This is a genomic window from Chitinophaga pinensis (genome assembly GCF_007896845.1).
In the GTDB taxonomy this organism is placed as follows: domain Bacteria; phylum Bacteroidota; class Bacteroidia; order Chitinophagales; family Chitinophagaceae; genus Chitinophaga; species Chitinophaga pinensis_C.
This window is the reverse complement of the sequence record NZ_VOHS01000036.1, coordinates 1-18130: the sequence shown is the minus strand read 5'-3', so window position 1 is coordinate 18130 and position 18130 is coordinate 1. Positions and strand designations below refer to the sequence as shown.

General features: G+C 43.1%; 23 protein-coding genes. 3 read left to right on the top strand and 20 right to left on the bottom strand.

Annotation, left to right across the window (positions count from 1 at the left end):
- Positions 1 to 38 precede the first annotated feature (38 nt).
- From FEF09_RS23725 to FEF09_RS23680, 12 genes are all read right to left on the bottom strand, one after another.
- Positions 39 to 1145, bottom strand: coding sequence for a sensor histidine kinase (locus FEF09_RS23725; protein WP_146307407.1), 1107 nt, complete (start codon positions 1143 to 1145; stop codon positions 39 to 41).
- A 109-nt stretch (positions 1146 to 1254) separates the two neighbouring features.
- Complete coding sequence (locus tag FEF09_RS23720) at positions 1255 to 2316, bottom strand: tetratricopeptide repeat protein (RefSeq protein ID WP_146307406.1); 1062 nt, start codon at positions 2314 to 2316, stop codon at positions 1255 to 1257.
- A gap of 237 nt (positions 2317 to 2553) precedes the next feature.
- Positions 2554 to 3138: a sensor histidine kinase gene (locus tag FEF09_RS23715; RefSeq protein ID WP_261387713.1), complete on the bottom strand. Its 585-nt coding sequence runs from the start codon at positions 3136 to 3138 to the stop codon at positions 2554 to 2556.
- A 50-nt stretch (positions 3139 to 3188) separates the two neighbouring features.
- Positions 3189 to 4178 (bottom strand): tetratricopeptide repeat protein, encoded by a 990-nt coding sequence (locus FEF09_RS23710; protein ID WP_146307404.1) that lies wholly within the window; start codon positions 4176 to 4178, stop codon positions 3189 to 3191.
- Between the two features lie 61 nt (positions 4179 to 4239).
- Positions 4240 to 4440, bottom strand: a complete 201-nt coding sequence (locus FEF09_RS23705) for a hypothetical protein (RefSeq protein ID WP_146307403.1) — start codon at positions 4438 to 4440, stop codon at positions 4240 to 4242.
- Positions 4441 to 4463: 23 nt separating this feature from the next.
- Positions 4464 to 4823 carry a hypothetical protein gene (locus tag FEF09_RS23700; protein ID WP_146307402.1) on the bottom strand — a complete coding sequence of 120 codons (360 nt, stop codon included), beginning with the start codon at positions 4821 to 4823 and terminating at the stop codon, positions 4464 to 4466.
- 123 nt (positions 4824 to 4946) lie between these two features.
- Positions 4947 to 5363: a thioredoxin family protein gene (locus FEF09_RS23695; protein ID WP_146307401.1), complete on the bottom strand. Its 417-nt coding sequence runs from the start codon at positions 5361 to 5363 to the stop codon at positions 4947 to 4949.
- On the bottom strand, positions 5360 to 6640 hold the full coding sequence (locus tag FEF09_RS34560) for a TonB-dependent receptor (RefSeq protein WP_315898185.1): 1281 nt from the start codon (positions 6638 to 6640) through the stop codon (positions 5360 to 5362). Before FEF09_RS34560 ends, FEF09_RS23695 begins: the two co-directional genes overlap by 4 nt.
- Positions 6565 to 7620, bottom strand: a complete 1056-nt coding sequence (locus FEF09_RS34555) for a TonB-dependent receptor (protein ID WP_315898184.1) — start codon at positions 7618 to 7620, stop codon at positions 6565 to 6567. The genes FEF09_RS34560 and FEF09_RS34555 overlap by 76 nt, the downstream gene beginning before the upstream one ends.
- Positions 7621 to 7778: 158 nt before the next feature.
- Positions 7779 to 7949: a hypothetical protein gene (locus FEF09_RS30915; protein ID WP_186774490.1), complete on the bottom strand. Its 171-nt coding sequence runs from the start codon at positions 7947 to 7949 to the stop codon at positions 7779 to 7781.
- 15 nt (positions 7950 to 7964) lie between these two features.
- A complete protein-coding gene (locus tag FEF09_RS23685) occupies positions 7965 to 8960 on the bottom strand; it encodes a hypothetical protein (protein ID WP_146307400.1) in 996 nt (331 codons plus the stop codon).
- A gap of 214 nt (positions 8961 to 9174) precedes the next feature.
- Complete coding sequence (locus FEF09_RS23680) at positions 9175 to 9702, bottom strand: peroxiredoxin (protein WP_261387711.1); 528 nt, start codon at positions 9700 to 9702, stop codon at positions 9175 to 9177.
- 154 nt (positions 9703 to 9856) lie between these two features.
- Between FEF09_RS23680 and FEF09_RS23675 the strand changes: the two genes are divergently transcribed.
- Positions 9857 to 10417, top strand: a complete 561-nt coding sequence (locus FEF09_RS23675; protein ID WP_146307399.1) for a flavin reductase family protein — start codon at positions 9857 to 9859, stop codon at positions 10415 to 10417.
- 2 nt (positions 10418 to 10419) lie between these two features.
- Here FEF09_RS23675 and FEF09_RS23670 read toward each other — a convergent pair whose 3' ends face one another.
- From FEF09_RS23670 to FEF09_RS23645, 6 genes are all read right to left on the bottom strand, one after another.
- Positions 10420 to 10818: a hypothetical protein gene (locus FEF09_RS23670; RefSeq protein ID WP_146307398.1), complete on the bottom strand. Its 399-nt coding sequence runs from the start codon at positions 10816 to 10818 to the stop codon at positions 10420 to 10422.
- A 2-nt stretch (positions 10819 to 10820) separates the two neighbouring features.
- The gene (locus FEF09_RS23665) at positions 10821 to 11174 is read right to left on the bottom strand and encodes a hypothetical protein (protein ID WP_146307397.1); all 354 of its coding nucleotides are present in this window, start codon (positions 11172 to 11174) and stop codon (positions 10821 to 10823) included.
- A 36-nt stretch (positions 11175 to 11210) separates the two neighbouring features.
- Positions 11211 to 11963: an SDR family oxidoreductase gene (locus FEF09_RS23660; RefSeq protein WP_146307396.1), complete on the bottom strand. Its 753-nt coding sequence runs from the start codon at positions 11961 to 11963 to the stop codon at positions 11211 to 11213.
- A gap of 46 nt (positions 11964 to 12009) precedes the next feature.
- Positions 12010 to 12750: an SDR family oxidoreductase gene (locus tag FEF09_RS23655; protein WP_146307395.1), complete on the bottom strand. Its 741-nt coding sequence runs from the start codon at positions 12748 to 12750 to the stop codon at positions 12010 to 12012.
- Positions 12751 to 12849: 99 nt separating this feature from the next.
- A complete protein-coding gene (locus tag FEF09_RS23650) occupies positions 12850 to 13791 on the bottom strand; it encodes an AraC family transcriptional regulator (RefSeq protein WP_146307394.1) in 942 nt (313 codons plus the stop codon).
- 59 nt (positions 13792 to 13850) lie between these two features.
- Positions 13851 to 14150, bottom strand: a complete 300-nt coding sequence (locus FEF09_RS23645; protein WP_146307393.1) for a hypothetical protein — start codon at positions 14148 to 14150, stop codon at positions 13851 to 13853.
- Between the two features lie 75 nt (positions 14151 to 14225).
- On the opposite strand from FEF09_RS23645, the gene FEF09_RS23640 reads away from it, so the two are divergent.
- Both FEF09_RS23640 and FEF09_RS23635 read left to right on the top strand, forming a co-directional pair.
- Positions 14226 to 15020, top strand: coding sequence for a DUF4261 domain-containing protein (locus FEF09_RS23640; protein ID WP_146307392.1), 795 nt, complete (start codon positions 14226 to 14228; stop codon positions 15018 to 15020).
- Between the two features lie 485 nt (positions 15021 to 15505).
- Positions 15506 to 15754, top strand: a complete 249-nt coding sequence (locus FEF09_RS23635) for a hypothetical protein (protein ID WP_146307391.1) — start codon at positions 15506 to 15508, stop codon at positions 15752 to 15754.
- A 391-nt stretch (positions 15755 to 16145) separates the two neighbouring features.
- On the opposite strand, the gene FEF09_RS23630 is transcribed toward FEF09_RS23635, so the two are convergent.
- On the bottom strand, positions 16146 to 16895 hold the full coding sequence (locus FEF09_RS23630; protein ID WP_146307390.1) for an alpha/beta hydrolase family protein: 750 nt from the start codon (positions 16893 to 16895) through the stop codon (positions 16146 to 16148).
- 560 nt (positions 16896 to 17455) lie between these two features.
- Entirely contained in the window at positions 17456 to 17989 is a 534-nt protein-coding gene (locus FEF09_RS23625) for a hypothetical protein (protein WP_146307389.1), read from the bottom strand.
- Between the last annotated feature and the right edge of the window lie 141 nt (positions 17990 to 18130).

Sequence of the window (18130 nt, the reverse complement as noted above, 5' to 3'; positions counted from 1 at the left end):
GCCTATAACATATCGATAATTCATCATTTAAGATAAAATCATGACATGATCCCGTATGAAGAGGTTATTTCAGATGCTCCTGTAGTTTCAGCAGGGTCAGGTTCCTGATACCTGAAATTGACTGTTATGACCACTCCATTTTCGCTCTGGATATCCAGAGTACCATCCAGTTGTTCACTTAATGTATGCATCAGCATCAGGCCCATTGATTTTCTGACACTGGCGCCGGCATTCATCACGAATCCGTGGCCATTATCTGCGATCACTAATGTAAGTCTGTCCTGTCCTGTAAACTTTAAAGAAATCAATATTGTACCGTTATCTGTAAATGCGTATTTAATCGCATTGGTAATTGCTTCATTCAGAATAAGTCCGATCGGTACTGCCTGAGATACGTCCAGTTTAACGGGGGCAATCTGCATATCAAACCGGATCCTGTTAGCGCCTGTAAATCCATCCTGCAGGAAATGGATCAGTTCATGGATATACACATTGATATCAATCAGGGCCATATTTTCTGACTGATACAGTTTATGGTGAATCAGGGATATCGCCTGCATACGGAAACGGCTCTCCCTGATGGCATTCAGGGCGTCTTTATCATCCAGAAAAGCGGCCTGTGTATTCAACAGACTCATAACAATCTGCAGATTGTTTTTTACCCTGTGATGGATTTCCTTTACCAGCCATTCCTTTTCTTCCAGTAGTTTATGTTGCGATGAGATCAGGGCCTGCAGGGAGAGGTTTTGTTTATTGATTTCATCCTGCTGGGCTTTTAGTTGCCGGTTACTACGTAATCGCAACTGATAACGGTTATATCCCAGCAAAAGAAGGATGATCAGCATAACGGCTCCGAAAATGATCACGTTTCGGGTGAACCGGGCTCTTCTAAGCTCTGCTTTTTGTAACTGACTATCTCTGGTGAGTAATTCGATACTTTTCTGTTTCAGTTGAAGGGCCTGATCTTTCTTTTCTGTCTCAAACTTTACCTGCAGCTGGTTGAGCTGACTGGTTTTTCTGACACTGAACAACGAATCGCTATAGAACTTATATAACTGAAAATGTTTAATTGAAGAGGCGAAATCTCCTCTGGCGGAATCTGCTCTATACCATTGGCGGTAGTTGCGCGCTTCCTGAGCCAGCATGTTATATTTTTTGGTGATAAACCTATCTCCTCACATTCTTCGATCGCCTTGTCATACTGTTTGGTCACATAATAGAAAGAAGAGGTAGCAGTGAGCAGCTGAAATCTGTTCACGTCATTCCGGTCCATAGTTTTCTCTGTTTCCACCAGCCGGCCACATACGGGCGTGCTGCAGCCAGTTTATTTCCTGCCACATACGCGTGCACCATAGCTACCTGCAGCAGTACTCGCGGTTTTTCGCCCGAGGGAGGGAAAAAGCGTTCTTCCCTTTTCAATACACGTAGGGCAGCATCACCGTTTTTGAGGCGGATATAGGAGTTGGCAAGATTGCCGGTGATATATTGCATAGAGACCGTATCCTTCAATTTTTCGGCGACGGCAAATGCTTTATTATAAGCATCTACTGACGGCTCAAAGGCCTCCATTTCATAGTACATCATACCCAGACCATTATAGGCAGTGGACAGAGACTGCGTCGTATCTCCGCTTCCTTCTATTTCTCTTATGGCTCTCAGCTGATAGTCGAGGGCTGTGCTTAGTTCTCCGGTCGATCTGTATGCCAGTCCGAGGAGATCATACACACCTCCCAACCGCGTATAACCGATCTTTTTATACACTGCTTCTGCCTGATGCAGCAGTTCGATCGCCTTGTACATATCCGGCACGCCAATGACGTAATCTGCCAGCAGGGTGAGTGTTTGTGCCTGCTTCAGGTGATTGCCTGTTTTCGCATATAGTTTGACAGCCATTTCCTGTTCGTGTATGGCTTCTGCGAGATTCTCATCGTCCTCATAAGAGATATATCTGGACAATTCTACATAAGCATCCGCGAGGAATTCCTCCTGATGGGTACGTTCGAATATCTTCTGCGCCTTTTGGGCATATTCACGGCCTCTCGTCTGTTCTCCTTTTTCCCGGAATATCTTCGAATAGATCATACAGGCCTGTCCCTGCCAGCTGTCATTGTGCTGTCTGATACCTGCATTCAGTATCTTATTAGCGCATAAGATGCTGCTATCTATATCTTTTGGCAATATTCCAGGTCTGTTAATGTATTGTTCTCCCCAGATAAAAAGCTGTTTGATATCCTGTTCGTCCAGCTTGTCCTTTGTCAGCAAAATGCTGAGTTGTTTATATTGTAGTGGTGCTTTTTCCTGTGCAACACATTGCAAAACAAATATTGTTACTAACAGATAAGCAACAGTAACCTGTTCATAAATCGTTTTTTAGATACATCTCTTTCCGCTCACAGCCCTGCCCGGTCTGTACAGCAATATACTTTCCTGTTTATCGGCATTTGCTCATTGTAGGTCCCGCCAGGAATGTGGCTTTTAAAATATGGCATAGTTGGTTGAGAGCCGTGTGAAAGTACACATTTTTCGGGTATCTGTCAACGCCTGTGGGGTTAATCAGCTCTTTTGCTGTTTAAAAGACACTTGTACAGCTACACCCGGTGCTTCTTTTATTTCAAGTGTACCCTCCAGTTGTTCTGATAATGTCTCTATGAGGCGGATCCCCATTGTACCTTGTGTATATACGTCAAACCCGGCCGGGAAGCCGTGTCCGCTGTCAGCGATACGCAATAGTAACTGCGCTTCTCCTGTGTACTGGAGTGAGACATAGATGATGCCGTTCTCGTTTTTCCGGAAAGCGTATTTGATCGCGTTGGTCAATGCTTCATTGAGGATCAGGGATACCGGCACCGCCTGCGATACATCCAGTTTGACGGGGGCGATATCGATATCGAAATAGATTTGCTGTAAGCCGCCGAAATTGTCTTTCAGACCGGCTATCAGTTCACGGATATAGTTCTGCATATCTATCAGGGCCATATTAGCCGACAGATATAATTTCTGATGGATCAATGAAATGGCCTGCATACGATAGCGGCTCTCACTGATAGCTTCCAGCGCGTCACTGTCATGCAGGTAGGCGGCCTGCGTATTCAGCAGACTCATAACTATCTGCAGGTTATTTTTCACCCGGTGATGTATTTCCTTGACCAGCCATTCTTTTTCTTCCAGCAGTTTCTCCTGTACGTCTATCAGTCCTTGTAAAGACTGATTCTGCAGATAAATTTCTTCCTGTTTTGCTGTAGCTGTCTGTTGCTTGCCTGCTTCAGCTGATAACGGTTGTAACTTAATATCAACAGTAACAACAGCATCACGGCTCCAAATATGATGATGTTGCGGGTGAGGCGGGCTTCTTTCAAAGCAGCACGTTGTAATAAGCCCTGACGTGTCAGGAGTTCTATATTCTGCTGTTTCAGGGTGATGTCCTTATTCTTCTGATCAAAGTCGTATTGCACCTGTAATCGCGCGATCTCACCAGCTTTAGAGATCCTGAAGAGGGAATCATTTAATACCTTATAATCTTTATAATGACGGATAGCGGCCGGATAATTTCCCAACGCCGAATCGGCCCGGAACCATTGCAGATAGTTATGGGACAGTCCGTTCAGCTGCCCGATCTGCTTACATACATCTGACTGTAAGGCGCAAAATTCTGCTGCTTTTTCAAATTGTTTTCCGTGTATATAATACATTACCAGTGCTGAGTAGATCATGGTCTGATAATAATTATACTTTGACATCTTTGCAGATATCGCCAGCAGACCGGGTACGAAAGCAGCTGCCTTATCCATCTGCTGCAGCTGCACGTAACATCGGATCAGGTTTGTGGATATCCAGATATGGTCTTTCTGGATAGGCGTTTTATATAATGCGACAATTCTGTTCAGCAGTTCCAGTGCTTTTGCCGGCTGATTATCTCTCAGGTAGATGGTAATAAAGTTCGTGCTGACGGTAAGGATAGCGGTAGTATCCTTATAGTGGCTGGCTATTTTCAGTGATCGTTGTGAGAAATCAAGTGCATGTTCATAATCCCCCAGTTCGTATAGGGTAACACTAAGCCGGTTTAATATCGTGCATAATTGTAGTGAACTATCTTTTTGTTCCTCTGCGGTTTTCAATGCCAGCAGCCCATAGGTCAGTCCCTGACTATAGTCTCCTTTACCGGTGGCGATTGTCCCCATCAGGTCATAGACCCCTTGCAGATCTTTACGGCCCGTCTTTTATACAGGGCGAGTGTTTTATTCAGATACAGGAGTGCTTCATCATATTTTCCCAGCAGTGATAACAGTCGCCGGTCATTTTACAGGCATAGGCTTCTTCGGCAATATTACCGGCCCTTTTATACTGCAGCGCAGCGCTTTCGTATAAACGTATCTTCTCTTTTAATTCTTCTTCGACATCTATACTATAGTAGTGGCCTGTCTCCATGAGCACATCTGCCATGTCTCCGGGGTAATTAAGCGATACTAATATTCTCTTGCTTTAACAGCAGCTGCTTTGCCTTCAACATAAAGGTCTTTTTCACGGTATGCTTTTGCCTGAAGATAGTAGTTACGGGCTTCCCAGCGAGGTATACCGGCACGTGTATTAAGAATGGCGGCCTGTTTCATGTACAGCGATGCACTGTCCATATCTTTCTGTTCTGCACCCGGCAGACGGATGTACGCTTCTGCGATGGCCAGTGATAGCCGGATCTTTCCGGTATCAGTTGTGCTTTTGTCTAATAAACGTTGTAATGCAGGTATGGACACGCCATATTGCTGCCGGGCCATACCGGGTAGTATGCCCAACATTATGAAATGGAGGACCAGCATAAGCCTGTTCATAGATCAACGTTTAAATATCTCTCTGCAGTCGGAGGCGAAGCACAATTATCCGACATTGTTTTTGAAATCTCCCGCCTTTCGATGATATATACAATAGATTCGATAATAGGGCAATTGGCATTTCTATTTTGCTATCAGCCAGTCTTCCAATTCACCGGATTTAAGCAGTCCGGTATGAAAGTCTTTCATCCGGTAATTTGTATCCAATAGGATCCATGCGGGATAAGCCAGCTGTTGAAGGGCTACCTGACCAAGGATTTCATTAAAAGCAGCAAAGTCGGCACTTTCAGCATTCACGCAGACAAAATAATACTTTTCAGATAAAAGTTGTTGTAAAGTGGGAGAACGTTTTATCTGTTTTTCCTGAATCCGGCAATAACTGCACCATGTGGTATATAATTCGATCACTACAGGCCGGGGTTGTACCGCCATGCTGTCTTTCAATCCGGCAAAAGTTACCGGCCCATGCTGTGCATGAGCCGGTAGGAACAGCACAAGGCTGCATATCAGACAGGTGATGGATAGCAGGGCTGTTTTCATTGATAGAGATTGTATCGTATACCCAGAAACCCTCTGACACCCTGTAAGGGGGCGTAATTATATTCTGTGTCGAAGGTATAACCGTTCGGATTGTTCACCGGGTCATTCACATATTTATCAAAAGGATCAAAAGGACGCATCAGGGCGTATTCAGGCACATAATTCAGCAGATTTTTCACACCACCGTATATTTCCCATCCTTTGGCAAATTTCTTTGTTACCTGTACGTTTGCCAGCAGGAACCATGGGGAGTAATCGGGTCTGAAGTCGTTACGTTGTACCGGCAATCGCATAGGACCATTCCAGTTGCCGGTCAGATCTAAGCCAAAATTGTAGGGGAAGCTATATCCGATCGTAAACGTCCCTGCCCATTTGGGTGCATATACCTGTCTGCTTTTCTGCGGAATGCCGGCATCATCTTCATCTATCTGATAGACGTCCATATAGGTCAATCCTGCGAGCACTTTAAGCGGGAAGGCAAACGCCGCGTCCACATTTAAAGAGATCCCCTGCGATACGGCATGTCCACGCAGGTTGTCATAAATGATCTTATCGGGGTCTACATCGAAATCTCCATTGATCTTATTGGTGAAATAGGAGTAGAAACCGGTAGCATCCAGATTAATGAATGCATTGTTCATGGGGATCTTCAGTACATAGTTCAGGTTAGCATTGTAAGATTTTTCCGGTTTCAGGGTTTCAGCTATCACGACCTGACGGGAACCGGTCAATGCGGCATGATCTTCTGTGAACAGGTTCACGACACGGAATCCTGTCCCAAAACTGGCGCGCAGGGTATTATCAACATTGGGCGCCCATTTATAGGCAATTCTTGGTGAGTGAATACTTCCATGGTATTTGTCGTAGTCATACCGATAGCCCAGCAGTAATTTATGTTTAGCAGCAAAGGACCATTCATCCTGTATAAAAGCACCCGGCAGGGGTGTTTTTGCAGGCATATTTACTTTCCCATCTTCAGAAAGTGTACCCGGCGTATTGTCATCATACCATGTATAACGATAGGATGCGCCGGTCAGCAGGTTATGCTTTTCACCTAATTGTTTATCCCAATAGAGCTGTGTAAAACCGACGTGTTGCGTAGCCATATAAGGTGTTTGGCCATAGTATGAGTTCTGTGCATGCCGGTTATAGGAGTATTGCAGCATGATCTTTTCCTTTACCGGTAACTGATACATTCCGATCAGCTCCACTCTCCTCGTATAGATACTTTCGCCGTAGATACTATCACTGCCACGCCATGATTTATTCCAGCGCATATCCCGCCCCAGCGGTTTTCATATACATATCTTGCAGCGATACTGGCCTGCCGGTCTTCTTTGCGGTGAAAGGCCCATTTATTAAATATGGAAATACGGTTCTGCAGGGTAAGGTCTGTGAAGCCGTCTTTATTATTATCTTTTGGCTGCTGGTAGTTGAAATAGCTGACACCTACGAGTCCCTGTGCACTACCAGCTTTGACTTTCAGGGCAGCGTCTACATTATATTCTCCCCATGAAGTGCTATAGACGTCAGCACTTATCAGTGGTGCCTTCATAGGATTTTTGGTGATCACGTTGACGATACCACCCATTGCTTCGGAGCCGTAAAGCGAAGAGCCGGGGCCTTTTACCACTTCGATACGTTCGACCATGCTCATAGGAATGCCGCTCAGTCCGTATACAGTGGATAATGCGCTGACAATAGGCATCCCATCTATCAGGATGAGGGTGTAGGCTCCTTCCATCCCGTTGATGTGGATATCGCCGGTATTGCAGACGTTACAGTTCAGCTGCGGCCGCACACCATTCACCATACCGATAGACTCGAACAGGGAGGGAGAGGGATTTTTCTGGAAATATTTTGATGTATAGACTTCTACGGGCACCGGACTTTCTGCCCGGCTGACAGGTTTCAGGGTACCCGTCACTACGATGTCATTAAGTTTGGTAACATCTGCCTGCAAGCGGATCTGGACATTTATCTTTCCACCGGCGGTGACGCTTACTTTCCGTGTAAAAACAGTATATCCTGTCGCTGAGGCTTTCAGCGTGTAAGTACCCGGTTTAAGGTTATTGATGTGAAAATATCCGGTCGAATCGGTAGCTGCGCCTGCTTTGCTTTCCACCAGTGTGATATTGGCGAGGTATAACGGCAGCCCATCAGATACGACATTCCCGGTGATGGCGCCGGTTGGTATCGACGTCTGGGCAGCCGAGGGGAATGCCAGTACAACAAGTAATGTTATTTTTAAATACACTAAAGTACAAATACGGATCATTTCGTAACATTATTTAGTCTTGTCTAAATTATATTTTTAGACAAATCTAACTAATTATTTAAAATTTATCACTCCCAAAACTAGTAATACTGGAAAAATTGAGGGTTTATGGTGTTTCTATAGTCCGCATTATACCGTTATAACACCGGTATTACCCCCTGATCTCTTCGCTCATATTCGGAGCGATAACGGCGTAATGGTGGTACAATACCATATATAAAGGAGGGTGCAAAGTTGTCTTCGAAGAATATATGGGGCAGAAAAAAGCCGTTGCGCCAGAGGCGAACGGCTGCTATATTATTTTCCACCGATGGCGGCGGTATTTAGCGCTTTTTAGTGATCAGTTCTTCAACAACAGGGAGATATGCACTTTTGGGAAAATTATATTTAAAGTAGTCAAGCAGTGCGAATTGTTTTGTTTTATCAGCAGGGCGTTTACTAAGATATGCCATCACTTCGTTTCCGGCGTTCATTTCCAGCAGGGTGGAGGGGGCATATGCATAGATACGGGAAGGTTCCTCAAAGTGCAACCAGAAATCTGTAAGCGGAGATGCTCCGCGGAGATAGCCTTTCTTCAGCAGATAACATTTCTTGGCTACTAACAAGCTGGCAGCGGGGCTGACGGTATATTTCTCATCAAAGGGGTCGAAGAGATCTACGGCGTCCTGCAGGAGCTGTTTCATCTCTTTTTCTGTCAATGCTTTATTCTTCCTTGCTTCAGGTTTATCCAGCCGGTTACCCAAAGCATTCAGGAAATTGTATAGGAGACGGCTTTCAAGTGTGGCCACCATATTCTCATAGAATCCTACGGAGATTTCACCTTTCTTCAGGTATACCAGTAAAGGACTTTTGAGTTCTGACAGGCTATTACGCATTCCCCAGAGTGCGCCATTAACAGTTTTAGCTGTATCCATGACATGTTCCATCAGACCGGCCATCTTATCTTCAGACAAGGGCGTATCATTGTTGAATAATTCATGTCCGGCGGCATTATTTCCCTTATATAATTTCTTCCCCTGACTACCTTCCCGACTGATACCGATATCCACATAATCACCCGGTTCAACAAAGAGGATTGACTTCACATAATTGTTCTCTATGGTGATGAAACCAGGTGTAGTCATTGGCAGTACTAACTTAAACTGGTGTTCTATCACCTTACCTACAACCTGTTTATATTGAGAATTGAAGTAAGTTCCTATGGGTTTATAGACGAAGACGTCCATACTATCCGGGCTGTCCGGTACTTGTCCTGTAATAACGACCTGTTGCGCAAACGCGGTGAAAGGAATCAGTAGGATAAATAGTATTTTTCTCATATCGTTTTCTAACTTGTCAAATCGGACCCTCAATGAGCTACCGGCGACAATTTCCAGTTGGCTCCATTAATTTACACAAAAAAAAGAAATCCCCGGGATGAATATGCCCGGGGAGCCTGCTTTTTTTGTTAATCGACCTTATTTTTTTCTCACAGGAATTACTTAGCGGTCTTTCACAATAGCAGAGATGTATAGGGTATAGGATAGGTAGTTATTAGTTGACTCCGTCAGTTCTGAGGAAACTCAGCACTTTCTCAGAGTAGATATCTCCTCTTTTAAAATGACCACGGTAACTATATGTGATATTACCGGCAAGGTCAGTAATGAATGTTTCTCTCATATCATGAAAGAAACCTGCTTTCGTACCAAACAAGCGCAGGGCTTCATTCTGAGGATCACTCAGCAGCACATACGGCAGCCGATGTTCTTCCTGAAATGCCTTATGACTTTCTATACTGCCGGAACCAATTCCGATGATCATGGCATTCGCAGCTTTGAAATCAGCATAGCTGTCTCTGAAGGCGCAGACTTCTTTTACAGCCATTTCACTATCATCTTTATGGTAAAAAAAGATCACCAGTTTATGTTTGCCAATATATTCACTCACCACGAAATCATTTCCATCCTGATCTTTCAGCACAAACAAGGGCAGTTTGTCTCCTGCTTTCAGGGAAGACTGTGCGTACATTACATTGGCGGCAAACACCAGGGCAAGGGTTAGTAGAAATTTTACCTGTTTCATGTTCGTGGGTTGATTGTGAAATAATGACAATGCGAAAGTAGGCGCTGTCAGCTGCGGGAATGATGACTGGCATCAGCGCACACGATGACACTGGTCTGGTAATTGTGTGATAAAGTGTGCAATCAGCCTATAACTATCTGATAACTTTTGGAATATGAAAAGAGCATATAGAAAAAAAGATCTGCCTGTTGCGGAGATCCGGCGGTATCTGGAGCCGGGGCCTACGGTATTGGTCAGCTCTCACTGGAAAGGTGCAACGAATATCATGACGATGGGCTGGCATACGGTGATGGAGTTTTCACCTTCCATGATTGGTTGTATGATTACAGCCGCTAATTATAGTTTTGAGCTGATCAAAAAGAGTAAAGAATGTGTGATTAACATTCCGACATATGACATGATTGACACCATTATAGGTATTGGAAATAGTACGGGGGCGGAAATAGATAAATTCAGTGAATTCGGGTTAACGGCAGTAGCGGCTGAAAAGGTAAAAGCACCCCTTATAAAGGAATGCTATGCCAATTTTGAGTGTAAGGTGATTGACGAACACCTGTTACCAAAGTATAACTTCTTTGTTCTTGAAGTGGTAAAAGCGCATGTAGCGACTTCACCCAAATATCCCCGGACGGTGCACTACAGAGGTGATGCGACATTTATGATCTCAGGCAGCAATCTTTCTTATCGGGGCAAATTCAAAGCACAGAACCTGTAAGATCAGTAGCTGGCTTGTCCGATATCCAGTCGGTTAATCTTACCGTCACTGTTAATATGGAACTTAAAATAGGTTTTGAAATCGCCCCACTGATCGCTATGGAAATGGCCATAGAGGTCCAGACCATTATTCTCTACCTTATCGATACTGGTGAAACGTTCATGCCCAAATGTCTTTTCAAAGAAACTGCGGAAATTCATTTTATTACCATCATCATATAAGGCTGCGTCTGCGGTGAACAATGCGAACCACGCTTTGCTATCCGCGCTTTGCAGTGCGTCTATTGCTTTTCTGACGGTCGTGTTGGTTAATTTATCAGTATTCATTGTTTTAGATGTTGTTTGCGCGAACGTAGTCAGTGCAAATGTTACAAACACGATGATGCTTAGGAAAGTTTTCATTATTACGTTGCTTTAGCGAACGGATGCTGTAGAAAAATAGCGACCAGGTTCATCAGGAGAAAGGGGAGTTCTATTGCTGCGCCTTTTATATCTTTTAATGATAACTCATAACACATGATCAGCAGGATGGAGGCGGCCATCAGGAAATTGCCTGCCATGAAAGTCCCCGGAAACAGGATCAATACCACACTCAGTAAGGTAACAAGACCCATTATCAGGATAGCAGTGCGGCTGAATTGAAAGCGGCCGAGCAGCTGTGCCATTTCCGGTTTGCCGGACAGCATGGCCCATCCCTGTTTGAGACCCATACATACGATGAAGAGGACCAGTACAGTGTTGAAAATTCTGATGAACATAGTTGCTATTTTTTACATCAACAGATCACGGGGAACTTAGTTTGTAGCACCACCATTTACCAGCAAATGCTGACCGGAAACAAATGAAGACATATCGCTTGCGAAGAATTCTGCGATATTGGCAACATCTTCTACTTCAGCCAGACGGCCCATCGGACAACTATCCAGTAATTGTTTTCTCAGCTCAGGGTATGCTGCAGGATCTGCGAATATACCAGAATGATCAACAGCGAAAGGGATGATAGAGTTCACTGTTACGCCTCTATGACCGATTTCCTTTGACAGTACATCGACCATGTAACGCGGAGTGGTTTTACTACCACCATATACCGCCATACCTGGCACGGGGAAGGAGGTTGTACTGGAGGCCACGTAAATGATACGGCCATTGTCTTCTACCTGTCTGGCAGCCTGTTGCATGGTGAAATAAGAACCTTTGGTGTTGATGGAGAATACGCGATCAAACTGTTCTTCCGTAAAATCTGTTACTGGTGTTTCTACCAGTTCGATACCGGCATTTGCCACTACGATATCAATTTTGCCGAAGGCGGCTTTTGCTTCATTGAACAGGCGTTCGATATCTGCTACTTTGCTTACATCTGCCTGTACAGCGATTACCCTTCCGCCCATGGCTTTAATATTACCTACTACTTCGTCGGCGGAGGCTTTATCTCTTGAGTAATTCACTACTATGTCGGCGCCAAGTGCGGCATAACGTTCTGCGATGGCTTTACCTAATCCTCTTGCTGATCCTGTAACTACTGCTACTTTATTCTTTAAGCTATTCATGATTGACACTTGATTAAATGATTGAAGAAATGAGATGGTGCGCTTATTAAGCCATAGCGCCGTTTACACCGATATTCTGTGCGGAGATCCATTTGGCAGCATCGCTGGCGAGGAAGGCAACTACTTCAGCAATATCGTTTGGTTCACCGATACGGTTGAACGCTGACAGTGAGGCAAGACGGGCTATCACTTCATCAGACTTACCTGTGGTGAATAGTTCGGTATTAGTAGGGCCGGGAGATACTGAGTTCACATTGATACCTCTTGGGCCGATTTCTTTTGCGAATACGCGGGTGAGTTGTTCTACAGCTGATTTTGTGGCTACATAGGTGGCGTATGTAGGCAACATGATACGGTTAACTGAAGTAGAGAAGTTGATGATGGATCCTTTGTCAGCCAGTTTGGTAGCGGCTTCACGCAAAGTATTAAAAGTACCTTTTACGTTAATATTAAAGATACGGTCGAAGTCTTCGTCAGTAGTATCTTTCAGCAGTTTATTGATCATAATACCGGCATTGTTCACCAGTACATCAATTCTACCATAGTGTGCAATCGCATCATCAAATAATTGCTTTACATCGCTGCCTTTACTAACGTCAGCCTGTAAGGCGATGGCGTCTCCACCATTTTGTCTGATGTCATTCACTAACTGTTCTGCGGCGTCTTTATTACCGGCATAGTTAACAATTACCTTTGCACCTTCTGATGCCAGTTTAGCTGCGATTGTAGCACCAATACCTCTTGAAGCGCCTGTTACTAAGATTACTTTTTCGTTTAGTGTGTTCATGTTTCTTTGTTTTTATTGTCGTTGTTGACATAACAAAGGTGAAACATAAGCACGCCAAAAAAATACAAGTTTTATACTATTAGTTGTAAAAAACTAAGGTCAGCCTTTGGAGAGTTGTTTTCTATATAATACGGGGGTGATGTCGGTGTATTTCTTAAAATAATTACTGAAATGAGCTGATTCTGCAAAGCCCAGCTGATCTGCAATCTGTTTGATGGGTGTAGTGGAATTTTGCAGCATCGACTTGGCTTCGGTAATTGTCTTATCTGTGATCCATGTGGTGACGGACTTACCCGTTTTGGCTTTGATCACGTTATTGAGATAGCTGGGATGGAGGTTTTGTTCGGCAGCATAATCCTGTGACCGGAAGACTTTGGTAGCCTTGCCGGTGCTAAGTTCGCGGTAATGCTTTTCCAGCGTACGTTTAAACGTCTTGACGATCTGTGAGCTTCTGTTACCTTCATATATGGGGTTATAATCCTCCCAGAAGTATTCTTTTATTTTCAGCAGGATCACTACGAAGAGGTTTCCCATCATTTTATTCTTATAGGGAGAGGAGGAGAAGTACTCTTTATAGATCTGCTGGTATAGCGGTTCGATTTCGGCATATACTTCGGGTTTCAGCACCCTTGGGGGGACTGTTTCTGCCAGCAGGAAGGGGAATTCCTCGAAGATATTTGCATGGACGTTTTCTTTCAGGAAGGACTCGCTCATGGTGACAAGGAAAACTTCTTCGAGGCTGGTCCACTCGAAGGATTTGTAATGTCCGGGGTTAGTGAAATAGATAGTCCCGGGCTCCGTACTAAATTCCAGTTCGTCGGTGGTATACTTTCCATGTCCGTTCTTTACGAACAGGAAGGAATAGAAATTCGCCCTGTAAACCGGGGATTTGTACGGCAGCTCGTGGTGAATATCATTCAGTTTATGAATGGTAAAGTCATTTTTAGGATCTATCAACTCGACGGGCAGTCCGAGGTGGTCATAATTTTCGACCAGATTATTAAAAACGGGTGGTGCGTCTATTTGTTTATGCTTACTCATGTGCCGTCATGGATTTTGGACTTTGCTAATTTACAAAACCTTCCCTACGACACAATATATTAGAAAATATCGGCATTAGTCCCTTCCAGATCCAGTACCTCGAGGTGATGTGCTCCTATGAGTCCGCTGGCATCTCTGGCTGCCTGAAACGCCTTAAAAGAGGGTACATCCAGTACGGCGGTCTGGATCTCCTGATCTTTAAAATGAGACAGGTGGATAAAGGTATTGTCTTTGCTATAGACGGTATACCGGAACTCACCTGCCAATTTCTTAAAATCCTGCAGGAAAGTGTTGATATTCTGTTTGTTCTGCGCTACAAAGCTGTCTTTTACGGTGTAAGTAACTTTTACGACTATCATATAAATTATCTTTTGTTGATATTAAGACAGCCGGGAAATAAAAAACGTGACAAGATCTTATTAATTTAGTCGCCTATGAATTTTCCGAACACACCTGAATCGCCTATGGCGGTAGCCAATATGCCTGCCATGCTCGGTTGCCGTTTGTTGTTTAAGCAACAACCCGTCATTCATCACGCCCGGATCCTGGAAGAGCTACAAAAATCCTATCCCGCTGTGGAAAACACAGGAAATATGTTATTTACCTTCCCGAATCTGCCAGTTGAGTTATCTGACATCACCGTACACGCCCAATGTGCCATTATGCCGGTCACCAGACTCGGTCTGATACCGGAGCAGGTTTTACAACAAAACTGGCATTGGTCCGCCGCTGCGGAGGTAACCGCAGGTTGCCGGCACGAATTACTCATCAATGACCTCATGACCCGGCAATTACCTTATAAAGCCAGACATGAGCTGTTTACGAACTTCTTAAAAGCAGTTATCATCGTCACACAACCGGACGTCGTTTATTCTCTTCCAGCCGAGAAAATGCTTCCTCCCAACCAGATATTCGAGCAACAAGGTCTGTTGGATACCGTTGTGAATGTCCGTCTCTTCAATATCTCCAATTCTACCAACAAAGAGATGCTCATGGACACCATCGGACTGCATACTTTCGGTCTGCCGGACTTTGAGATCCGCTTTGCCAACGAAAATCCATCATCCGTAGCAACACTGCTCTGGAATCTTGCGTATTACGCCTTTGATAAAGGAGACGTCATTCAGGATGGGGATACGATCGAAGGGCCGACACCGGGCTCAAAACTGACTTGTCAGCGTTCTATGTCTCTGGTAGCTCCTGACAGGGAGGTAATCAGTTTTTCTTAAGTCATATTGCAGACATGCTGCAGTAGTTTTTACCTTTCTCCATTTTTATTCCAGACTTACGAGGCGAAAGTGCTATTTCCTGATGGCACTTTCGCCTCTTTTTAATTCATGATCTCCAAAGTTTCCGCCGCTGATTCCTAAGTAAAAGAGGCCCCGATGATGCTATCTTTGATTTAGAGACGACAACGAAGAAGTCGCTCACCATTAATCATGCTACCATTACTGTTAAAGAAGGCATTCATGAAAAATAACTTGTTACCCGTAAACGATTATCCAAATGAAAATAACCGGCATACTGCTTAGTATGTCACTTTGAGAAACCTGTTCATCTGGTATTTCATTTCGCATAAAACTTATTGTCCTGATCAGGCATATGACCTCATTTTGGGGTTAAATAATGGGGAAGCCGAAAACCATTAGAAGAGAGTAGGCGTTAATCCAAATTTCCTAAGTTTAGCCTTTTGATTTTAAAAGGCGAGAAAGTTATGAAGAAAGCAAAAATCGTTCTTTCTGCAGTTGCATTGTTCGCATTAGTTGGTGGCGCGTTTGCGTTTAAAGCTACAAGGACTAATCATACTTTGTATTCTTATACTGCTGGCGGTTGTATTTCTCCAACCTCTTTACCATATACAACTGTAAATGAGGGACTGGGTACCACTGCGCTGACTACAGTTTATACTATTTCACTTCCTGGACGCACTTGCCCTGCAACAACTTTGTTCAGAGCTCAATAATCCAGGTTAAATTTTATAACTGCGGAGAATAATATTATTCTCCGCAGTTTTTTTTACGAACAGGATAAATATTGATATACATTTTTAAGTTTAGCTTGATCTAAGATGAGAGAGATATTCAGGAAACAAAAGCGTTACTTCTGTATTTGTCTTGTTTTGATGCAGTGAATGACACATTACCATTTAAAGCTACAAGTAGCTTGCATATTTCCCATTCTACTACTAGCGACTATATTTCTCCAACTATTCAGCCCTATACAGCCATAAACGAAAAAGCAGAGCACTGGATGACTGATTGTAACATTACACAATGTAAACTTCAAGAGAATTTCACCTTGCAACAACCCTTTTCATAGCCTACTAATATAGTCTTGCTAATGACAAATTCTCATTAAGGCATCACTCCTGAGCTATCCAACAAAAGCCCTCTATCTATTCCTTTGTTGCGAGCCGGAATCCCTGAAACCATCCAATTTGGGGGCAACGATCCTTTTAAATAATAAGCATAAAACTGTTGTAGCCTTATATCAAAATCGAGAGCTGATTCTCCAAACAGTCCATGATGGCCATCGTCATACTGTAGCATCCAAACCTTTTTTCCCAATCGCCTTAATCCTAGAAACAACTCAAGAGATTGCGAAAAAGGGACGGCTCCATCATTCTTGTTGTGCATAATTAACAAAGGAGTTTTCACATCTGACAACCCAAATAGAGGAGAATTTTCTATATACACTTTAGTACTATCCCACAGAGATGCACCAATACCAAATATACCCCAAGAAACCTCAAGACCATTCCTCATATCTGTTCCATCAAGGTTACCATAAGCACTGACTAAATTGGTACATCCCGCCGAAGATGCAGCTGCTGCAAATAGATTAGTTTTTGTCACCAAAAGATTGGTTTCATAACCACCAATACTAAATCCTTGCAATCCCATTTTACTACTATCCACAAAATGCAACTTAGATAGATATCTCGCTGCTGAAACAACGGCAGTTACCGGGCTTTTTCCTTGCTCATGTTGATTATAAACAATATCTGGCGTAAATACCAAATATCCATTACTTACATACCAAGCTATATTTAATCCACCTTCACATGGTTTAGGTTTAATATAAACATTGAGCCCATCAGACATTACCAGGTAGTAATAGAATATGATAGGATACCGACGAGTTGAGTCAAAATTATCAGGCTTATATAAATCCCACTTAACTTTCTTCCATCCTCGCTATTCCATGTATGGAGTTCAGTTCTAAACCAATTATAGTTTCTTTCAGGATAACAATTTGTTATTGCTTTAAACGATTTAAAATCTGTTGTATAAAAGAAATTGGGAGACTCGCTGGATGTCTGTCGCTGAACTATATAAGCCTCTGTATACTCGGCTTTGATAGGGGGCATACCTTCACTACCATTGATATCATTCATGAAATTTTTATACCAATACATATAAGGGCCCATACTAAGTGAATCTAATTTATTTAATCTTCCCAGATCTAGTCTAAAAATCCATTATTTTTATTCTCATGGTTAAATCCAATTAACAATACCCGTTGTGCTTCTTCTAACAAGGACGATTTTGATATAATATTGAATTGCACTTTATTCTTGCTCCATAAAAATTTGTTAGATTAACGGCCTTTTTCTTATTTTCTAAATCCACCTTCCATATATCATATCTATCATATATGAAAACTATTTTCCTGATTTTGACCAGCCCGCTATGCCTCTGGGCTCTCCTGGCTCCCAAAAACCACTTTTTCTCCAATTTGTTCTTATATCTTTAGTAAGAACAGACTTTTCTCTTTTCACCAAATCATAACTACAATATGCATCTATACGTGAATCAAAATAAATCAGAAATCTGCCTCCTGGGGCCGCTACAAATTCAGTATCAATTCGCATACGTTCTCCTGTAATTGTCGAAATGGCCAAACACTCCTCCTCCTTAAGTTTACCAGGAACGTTTTTTGTTGATACAAATTTAATCCATTCGTCACTCAACTCATCATCAATCGCAAGCATTCCACTTTCTCCTGGCGTTTGTAGCCATGCGCAAGTAGAAGTTTCTATGTCAAGTGAAATTTCTGAATCTGAAGTCGCCATCCCATTTAGTTGATCGTACTGCAACCATTTATCTTTATAATTCCAAACATCTACTAAAACTACTGGATTCTTTTTTAGTATTTGAACTTCCACTGTGCTAGAGCAGGAATAGTCGTTTTCCATCCCGGAAAATTTGCGAACTGATTAATAATAAATCACGATCATCCTTTTTCAAAATATTAAGATGTATCCGCCTAGCAGTTACCATTCCTTTTTTATACCCACAACACTGCGTAGCATTGTCACCTGTTAAAAAAACAACTT

Bases quoted from the DNA above. Each gene is read 5' to 3' on its own strand.
- FEF09_RS23725 (WP_146307407.1), bottom strand. From the start codon at position 1,145: ATGCTGGCTCAGGAAGCGCGCAACTACCGCCAATGGTATAGAGCAGAT.
- FEF09_RS23710 (WP_146307404.1), bottom strand. From the start codon at position 4,178: ATGGGGACAATCGCCACCGGTAAAGGAGACTATAGTCAGGGACTGACC.
- FEF09_RS23705 (WP_146307403.1), bottom strand. From the start codon at position 4,440: ATGGCAGATGTGCTCATGGAGACAGGCCACTACTATAGTATAGATGTC.
- FEF09_RS23700 (WP_146307402.1), bottom strand. From the start codon at position 4,823: ATGAACAGGCTTATGCTGGTCCTCCATTTCATAATGTTGGGCATACTA.
- FEF09_RS23695 (WP_146307401.1), bottom strand. From the start codon at position 5,363: ATGAAAACAGCCCTGCTATCCATCACCTGTCTGATATGCAGCCTTGTG.
- FEF09_RS34560 (WP_315898185.1), bottom strand. From the start codon at position 6,640: ATGCGCTGGAATAAATCATGGCGTGGCAGTGATAGTATCTACGGCGAA.
- FEF09_RS23685 (WP_146307400.1), bottom strand. From the start codon at position 8,960: ATGAGAAAAATACTATTTATCCTACTGATTCCTTTCACCGCGTTTGCG.
- FEF09_RS23680 (WP_261387711.1), bottom strand. From the start codon at position 9,702: ATGAAACAGGTAAAATTTCTACTAACCCTTGCCCTGGTGTTTGCCGCC.
- FEF09_RS23675 (WP_146307399.1), top strand. From the start codon at position 9,857: ATGAAAAGAGCATATAGAAAAAAAGATCTGCCTGTTGCGGAGATCCGG.
- FEF09_RS23670 (WP_146307398.1), bottom strand. From the start codon at position 10,818: ATGAAAACTTTCCTAAGCATCATCGTGTTTGTAACATTTGCACTGACT.
- FEF09_RS23665 (WP_146307397.1), bottom strand. From the start codon at position 11,174: ATGTTCATCAGAATTTTCAACACTGTACTGGTCCTCTTCATCGTATGT.
- FEF09_RS23660 (WP_146307396.1), bottom strand. From the start codon at position 11,963: ATGAATAGCTTAAAGAATAAAGTAGCAGTAGTTACAGGATCAGCAAGA.
- FEF09_RS23655 (WP_146307395.1), bottom strand. From the start codon at position 12,750: ATGAACACACTAAACGAAAAAGTAATCTTAGTAACAGGCGCTTCAAGA.
- FEF09_RS23650 (WP_146307394.1), bottom strand. From the start codon at position 13,791: ATGAGTAAGCATAAACAAATAGACGCACCACCCGTTTTTAATAATCTG.
- FEF09_RS23645 (WP_146307393.1), bottom strand. From the start codon at position 14,150: ATGATAGTCGTAAAAGTTACTTACACCGTAAAAGACAGCTTTGTAGCG.
- FEF09_RS23640 (WP_146307392.1), top strand. From the start codon at position 14,226: ATGAATTTTCCGAACACACCTGAATCGCCTATGGCGGTAGCCAATATG.
- FEF09_RS23635 (WP_146307391.1), top strand. From the start codon at position 15,506: ATGAAGAAAGCAAAAATCGTTCTTTCTGCAGTTGCATTGTTCGCATTA.
- FEF09_RS23630 (WP_146307390.1), bottom strand. From the start codon at position 16,895: ATGTCTGATGGGCTCAATGTTTATATTAAACCTAAACCATGTGAAGGT.
- FEF09_RS23625 (WP_146307389.1), bottom strand. From the start codon at position 17,989: ATGGAAAACGACTATTCCTGCTCTAGCACAGTGGAAGTTCAAATACTA.